Annotated in this window: 6 protein-coding genes; 4 read left to right on the forward strand and 2 right to left on the reverse strand. The window is 69.5% G+C overall.

The window, feature by feature from the left end; translation table 11 throughout:
- From FV234_RS25325 to FV234_RS25340, 4 genes are all read left to right on the forward strand, one after another.
- Window positions 1-531 (forward strand): molybdopterin-dependent oxidoreductase (locus tag FV234_RS25325; RefSeq protein ID WP_147832380.1); only part of this gene is annotated, 531 nt, incomplete at its 5' end.
- 11 nt (window positions 532-542) lie between these two features.
- A complete protein-coding gene (locus FV234_RS25330; protein WP_147832381.1) occupies window positions 543-881 on the forward strand; it encodes a cytochrome c in 339 nt (112 codons plus the stop codon).
- Window positions 882-1,066: 185 nt separating this feature from the next.
- Window positions 1,067-2,050, forward strand: coding sequence for a beta-propeller fold lactonase family protein (locus FV234_RS25335; RefSeq protein WP_147832382.1), 984 nt, complete (start codon window positions 1,067-1,069; stop codon window positions 2,048-2,050).
- Between the two features lie 78 nt (window positions 2,051-2,128).
- On the forward strand, window positions 2,129-3,214 hold the full coding sequence (locus FV234_RS25340; RefSeq protein ID WP_147832383.1) for a sulfite oxidase: 1,086 nt from the start codon (window positions 2,129-2,131) through the stop codon (window positions 3,212-3,214).
- 3 nt (window positions 3,215-3,217) lie between these two features.
- Here FV234_RS25340 and FV234_RS25345 read toward each other — a convergent pair whose 3' ends face one another.
- Window positions 3,218-3,589 carry a DUF202 domain-containing protein gene (locus tag FV234_RS25345; protein WP_147815581.1) on the reverse strand — a complete coding sequence of 124 codons (372 nt, stop codon included), beginning with the start codon at window positions 3,587-3,589 and terminating at the stop codon, window positions 3,218-3,220.
- Window positions 3,586-4,139 (reverse strand): LysR substrate-binding domain-containing protein (locus tag FV234_RS25350; protein ID WP_246686309.1); only part of this gene is annotated, 554 nt, incomplete at its 5' end. The genes FV234_RS25345 and FV234_RS25350, both read right to left, overlap by 4 nt.

Genomic DNA, 4,139 nt, shown 5'->3' on the forward strand with positions numbered 1-4,139 from the left:
CCGCTCCGCCTCGTGGTGCCGGGCTGGTACTCGACCTACTGGGTCAAGATGCTGTCCGACATCGAGGTGCTGGACAAGCCCGACGACCAATATTGGATGAAGATCGCCTACCGCATACCGGACGTGCTGGGCGCCAACATCAAGCCCGGCCAGACCGGCTTCAAGACGGTGCCGATCAACAGGATGGTGCCACGCTCCTTCGTCACCAACCTGACCGATGGCGCCAAGGTGGCGGCCGGAACGCCGGTGGCCCTTCGCGGCATCGCTTTCGGCGGCGATTGCGGGGTAAAGGCGGTCGACTTCTCCGGAGACGGCGGAGCGACGTGGTTCCCGGCGCAGCTCGGCGCGGACGAGGGCCCCTACAGCTTCCGCCGCTTCGAGGGCAGCCTGCCGGCGCTGGCCTCCGGCACCCACACGGTCAGGGTCCGCTGCACCAACACCAATGGCGTCGCGCAGCCCATGGACCGGGTCTGGAACGGCGCCGGCTTCATGCAGAACGGCATCGAGGCCGTGTCATTCCAGGCCGCTTGAGGAGACCAGCCATGCACCCGATCCGCCCTGCGGCCCTCATCGCCGCACTCATACTGTCTCCCCTGGTGGCGCTCGCCGCCCCGGCTCCCGAGCCGATGCACTTCACCTCGCAATCGATCGAATTCCCGACCTCCGACCGGATCTTCCCGGACGGACCGGGGGCCGAGGCGGTCAACAACAACTGCCTCGCCTGCCACTCGGCCGGGATGGTGCTGACCCAGCCCAAGCTCACGAAGGCGCAGTGGACCGAGACCGTGAACAAGATGGTCCACGTCTACAAGGCGCCCGTCGATCAGGCCGACGTGCAGACCATCATCGATTACCTCACGGCGTTGAAGCCGACGCCCTGAACCCCCGAATCCCGAGGCCGCCGCGCTTTTTTCGCCGGCCTCGGGGAATAGACCGCGCCTTCCGGCGTCTTCCCAGGGCGATGCACGGCCAGCCCGGCCTTGCACCACGGATTTCCGATTTCGAACCAGCCCTCACGGCAGGCCCCGGCCGCCGAACGAGCGCGCATGCCCGAGAGACCCGCTTCATGACCCATATCCGCACCAGCCTTCGCACCCTCCTCGCCGGAGCCGCCTTGCTCCTAGCCCAGGCCCAGCCCGGGTTCGCCGCCGGCTTCGACGGCGCGATCAAGAACAACGCACTGGCGCTGAACGCCGCCGGGACCGTCGCCGCTGTGTCGAACAGCGAGGAGAGCGCCGTCATCGTCTACGACGTCGCCAAGGGCACGGTGCTGCGCCGCCTCGACGGCTTCGTCACGCCGCGAAACATCGTGTTCGCGCCGGACGGCGCCCGCTTCTACGTCTCCGACAGCGGCACCGGCCGGATCACGGTCTACGAGACCGCCACCGGCAAGGAGGCCGGCGTTCTCGCCGCGGGCCCCGGCTCGTTCGGTACGGTGCTCTCGGCCGACGGGGGCAAGCTCTACGTCAATAACGAGGCCGCAAGTACGCTGACCGTGTTCGACACCAGGACCATGCTCGCCGAGGCTGTGATCCCCGGCTTCGCGCAGCCGCGCCAGGGCGTGAAGCTGTCGCCGGACGGCAAGACCGTGTTCGTGACGAACTTCCTCGGCGACAAGATCACGTTGGTCGATACCGCCACCAACAAGATCACCGGCGAGATCGCCGGGTTCGACAAGCTGCGCGCGATCTCGATCACCAAGGACGGAAAGACGCTGTTTGCAGCCAACAGCGGCCGCAACACCATCGGTGTGGTCGATCTCGCCGCGCGTAAGGTCACCTCCGAGGTGGCAGTGGGCAAGGACCCCTACGGCGCCGCGCTGACCCCGGACGGTCGCTTCGTCTATTCGGGCAATCTCAAGGACAACTCCTTGTCGGTGATCGACACCGGCACCCTCAAGGTCGTCGCCACGGTGACCGGCCTGAACGAGCCGCGCCAGGCGATCGCGTTCTCGGCCGACAACGCCCACGCCTACGTCCTCAACCGCGACCTCAGCGTCGCCGTGGTGGACCGGGCGAAGAACGCGGTCATCTCGACGATGAAGCCCTGAGGCGACGCGCGCCGGGGGCCTTATCGCCCCCGGCGCGTTCTCGTCGTCGACACGTCACGAACGCAGGACAAAGACCCCATGCTCGGCCTGTTCCAGCGCAAGGACCGCCTCATCGTCCACGGAAAGGCGCCCTACAACGCCGAGCCGCCGCTCGATCGCCTGCGCGCGGCCTTCATCACCGACCAGGCCGACTTCTACGTCCGCAGCCACGGGAATATCCCGGATCTCGACGCCGACGGCTACCGCCTGACCGTCGACGGGATGATCGCGACGCCGCTCGACCTGTCCGTCGCCGACCTCAAGGCGCGGTTCGCACCCATCACCGTCACGGCAGTCATGCAATGCGCCGGCAACCGCCGGGCGGACATGTTGGCGGTGGCCCCGGTCGCCGGCGACCCGTGGGCGGCCGGCGCCATCGGTAACGCGGAATGGACCGGCGTGCGCCTCGCCGACGTCCTGCGCGCGGCCGGCCTCGACGCGGGGTGCGCACGTCACGTCGCCTTCGAGAGCCACGACCGGATCGCCCATACGGACACGCGTTTCGGCGCCTCGATCCCGCTCGCCAAGGCTCTCGCCCCCGAGACGCTGCTCGCCTTCGCGATGAACGGCGAGCCTCTCGCCCCCGAGCACGGCCATCCGTTGCGCGTGGTGGTACCGGGCTTTGCCGGCATCCGCAGCCCGAAATGGCTCGCCCGCATCACGGTGCAGGATCACCCCTCCGACAACCCGATGCAGGCCGACGACTACAAGCTGTTTCCGCCCGACGTGACCGCCGAGACCGCGGACCCCGTCCACGGCATCACCATCGAGGCGATGCCGCTCAACAGCGCGATCTGCGAGCCCGCCCGCGGCGCAGCGTTGAAGGCCGGACGGCACGCGATCCGCGGCTACGCCATCGCCAGTGACCGCGCGGTCGCCCGCGTCGACGTCTCGACGGATGGCGGTCGCAGCTGGGCGCAGGCCCGGATCGACCGCGATGCGGACGCGCCCTACGCCTGGACGTTCTGGGAGATCGACTGCGAGCTGACGACCGGCGAGCACGAACTCGCGGTGCGGGCCTGGGATTCCGCCGGCCAGACCCAGCCTGCGGCGCCGGACGACACCTGGAACTACAAGGGCTACCTCAGCGCCGCCTGGCACCGGGTGCGGGTAACGGTGGCCTGACCGTCATGCCCAGAGCAGGGCGGTGGCCGCAAGGCCCGAGATCGCGATCAGCAGGGCCGCAACCCCGACGGTGAGGATGCGCGGCATCATCGGGATCTCGGCATGGGCGAGTCGCGCCCGAATCGCCCGGTCTCGCCATGCGGCGCCGGCGAACGAGGCGAGCGCACAGGCGATCAGCGTGAGCGACAGCACCTTCAGTGGCCAGACCGCCAGCACCTCTCGCAGGAAGCGCTGCGCGGCCAGGCCGACGCCGAGGAAGGCGAGCCCGGTGCGAAGCCACGCCACGAAGGTGCGCTCGGCCGCCAGCACGGTCCGGTCCTCGGCGAGCCTCACCCGCGGGTCGTCGGGGGGCACGGGTTTTGCAGGATCGCTCATCCGGCATCCGCCGTCGCGATCAGGTCGAGCAACGCGTCGGCGGCCCGGCTGCGGTAGCGCTCCTTGTGGCGCAGCACCCGGAACGGTCGGCTTGGCAAATCGAACGCCGCCCGTACCAGGGTCCCGGCTTGAAGCGCTGCGGCGACCACGGTCTCGGACAGGACGGCGGCCCCACCTCCGGCCTCGACGGCGGCGCGGACCGCCTCGTTGGAAGGCAGTTCGAGCGTGACCCGAAGCCGGGCCACGGCCAGACCGGCCTCCGTGAGCGCTGCCTCGAAGGCCGAGCGGGTTCCCGATCCCGCCTCGCGCAGCACCCAATCGGCCCCAGCGAGGTCCTCGGGTTCGAGCGCGGTCGCCCCTGTGAAGGGATGTGTTGGGGCGACCACGAGGACGAGTTGGTCCCGCGCGATGGTGGTGCTCGCAAGCGTCGGGTCGTCCAGCGCCCCCTCGACGAAGCCGAGTTCGGCCGTGCCCGCGCGCACCGCGTCGGCGGCGTCGGTGGTGTTGCCCACGGCCAAGCGGATGGCGATCTCAGGGTAGGCGCGGCGGA

The sequence above is a fragment of the Methylobacterium sp. WL8 genome, from assembly GCF_008040045.1.
GTDB lineage: Bacteria > Pseudomonadota > Alphaproteobacteria > Rhizobiales > Beijerinckiaceae > Methylobacterium > Methylobacterium cerastii.